Origin of the sequence: Brucella sp. TWI432 (assembly GCF_039674445.1) — a bacterium.
Taxonomy (GTDB): Bacteria; Pseudomonadota; Alphaproteobacteria; order Rhizobiales; family Rhizobiaceae; genus Brucella; species Brucella chromiisoli.
The window spans coordinates 1-2,694 of record NZ_JBDJNL010000052.1 but is presented as its reverse complement, the minus strand read 5'-3'; the positions used below and the strand labels follow the sequence as shown (position 1 = coordinate 2,694).

Here is a 2,694-nt window from a genome sequence, read left to right as displayed (position 1 = left end):
TATCTCCACTGCCGACCACCATTTGTAACAGTTTTGAGCCGATCCAGACCGTCAAAAGTCTGCTGCCCCATATCAACAGGCGTAGTCGTGCCTGGCTTCTGTATCTGAAGCGAGCAAGCCAACGACTGAGTGCTATAGGGAACATAAGATTTGATGACAACGCTACCATCTGGCAGGCCCGTGCGGACAACACGCCCCCAGCTGTCATAGCTATATGTTGTTTTACGACCCTTGCCGTCCACATGCTCGCGCAGGCGACCCGCACCATCATAAGCCTGTTTGATCTTGCTGATGGACGTGCCATCCGCTCCTAACGTCTCTTCAGAGAGCGGCAGGCCACGATTGTCATAGGTTGTAACTTTGGCAGCCTTGCTGCCGTCACTCCAGCTGTACGTGACTGTTTGTCCAATCGGATCATTGATCTGAGTTTCCGTATAGCCACTGCTCTCAACGGAAGAACTTACACTCCCCCAATTGTCATAGCTGTATTGAACACTGGAATGAATAATGAGACCGTGTGAGACCTTATCGTCTGACACCTTATCCATATCATAATCGCTATAGGTCAATGCAGCGGTCTTACCGAGCCAGTTGTAGGCATATGTCTTCCCGGTCAGCCAGGTATCTTCGACCAGTACCTCCTCCCGCCAGGGACGCAGGCTACCATCATACCATCGCCGGACTTTATTGCCGTCCGGTGTTGTGAGCGTTTTTACCGGCAGCTTTGTATCATCCTTAAGGGGCGAGTCCTCAAAGGTCGTGTCAAGCTGATAGGTCCGTGCATTCGATGTGCCGTTGGCCAGTGTCCGCTTTGTTTCCTGTCCATAAATATCATACTCATACGTTGTCGAAACGCCAAGCTGATCAACCGCCTCACACAGCCGCCCCGTCAAACAGGAATGCCGCTCTATTGTCTGGGCAGACAGGGTATCAAACGTTTGAAGCTTTTTCGTAATACTGAGAACATTCAAGCTTGAATCATATGAATAGGTATATGTTGCCGTATAAGGATAGCTCTTCTTATCCTCACCATAGAATGTCTCTGTCTCTGTTTGCACACGCCCAAAATTTAAGGCAGAAGAAGAGTCTTTAAAATATGTAGTATCCAGCTGCCTGATCAGTTTTTTCTGATAAAACTGCTTTTCCTGGCTCTTTAAAACAGCATAGGAAACGGGCTGTGTCTCGTCATCAGGGCTGCCACCTGTACTCAGCTTCGTATAGCTGTATTCTGTTCTTTCAACTTCACCAGGCCAGACATCACCATCAAGGCCAGTCGTTTGAGGCGTCGTCACTGTCTTTGACTTCATATAAGACAACAGCCCCTCAGGACTGACCGGGCAGTTCGGGTCTTCGGTGTTCCTGTCGTAGTAAGTCCAGTCTGTGCGTGTTCCGTCATCAGCAGTGTGTGACGCACGCGTTCCATCATCATTATAAGTAAAGGTGTCGGTTATAAGTCTTCCAGGAATATCATTCTTGATAAACTGTTTCGTAATACGCGATGGCTTGTTGTAATATAAGGGCAAATCATCAAATTTTGTGCCACTTGAATAACTGTATTCAGTCTTCTTGACATGAACACAAGTGTCATGGGTCAGCGTTTCTGATTCAATGAGATGATACTTGTTGAAGACAAGCTGCTTCTTTAAATTATGACCATCGGGAGCGATCGTCGTTTCAACCATGCTATATTTGTAATCTGCATCGTCACAATTATAGAGGTTATCGTGGGCGTTATCGGTCATTGGAAAGCTGCCGCCATAACCCAGATAATTATGCCCATGATATTCGGGTGGTGCAAAATCATATTCGATAAGCTGAGAGGGCTGCCCAGCCTGGATGGTCTTTGTATAAGTCTTGGCACATGGCAAAGCCGTGCGCCCCATCGCACTCGGGAAAGCCTGCGCCTCCGAACGATAAGAGACTTCTTCAATCAGACCCGTCGGATGCTGCACTTTGGTAAGAAAAGCGACAGAATCGCCAAATCCATCATCGTAAGAAAAGTCGTAACTGAAAATCCATTCTCTCTCCCCTATCGTCAGGTGCTGCATCATCCCCTGTTTCTGCACAGAGACAACATCAAAACATGCGGTTGTACTATCGGGAAAGAAGGTAAGCGTGGCGTCACCATCATCATAGGTCGCGCGCATGAAAAACTGGCCGTCATTATCAGAAATAGAGGCAATCTTACTGTGAACCTCCTCCGATTTAACCCAGGTCAAATTCAGTTGCTCACCAAGAGGACTGAAAAGAGTACTCGGATACCAAAGCCCGCTATTATCCGCAGCAAGCACCTCAACACCACCGCCCACATGACCAACACGGTAAGCATCCACACCATCAAAGCGACTTAGCTTTGCAGACGTTATTTTCTGCTGCGTCAGCGTAAAATTCTCGGCACCTTCAACACCATAAACCCCACCATCCGCCGAATAAAGCCGGCGCAGCCGACCGTCCGAACCTTCATCATACGTCGTCCAGTTAAAGCGCCAGCCACGACCAAATCCATAATCATCCACAGAAAGAGGATCATACCCAATGCTAAGTCCAAGATGAGGACCCTTGCCCTTGTTACCAACAAGATTGGCTAACTCAACAGTCGCTCCAAAAAGACCAGTCCGCGGATCAACACTACTATTCTCAGCAGGTCCAAAATTACCCGCATTCGTCGTGAAAGCACTCATAAAAAAATCCCTA

At 48.0% G+C, this 2,694-nt stretch carries 1 protein-coding gene; it reads right to left on the bottom strand.

Translation table 11 applies throughout. The annotated features are described in order from the left end of the window. Positions 1-2,681, bottom strand: a 2,681-nt coding sequence (locus ABE527_RS21525) for an RHS repeat domain-containing protein (protein ID WP_499698247.1), incomplete at its 3' end; no start/stop codon positions are given. Between the last annotated feature and the right edge of the window lie 13 nt (positions 2,682-2,694).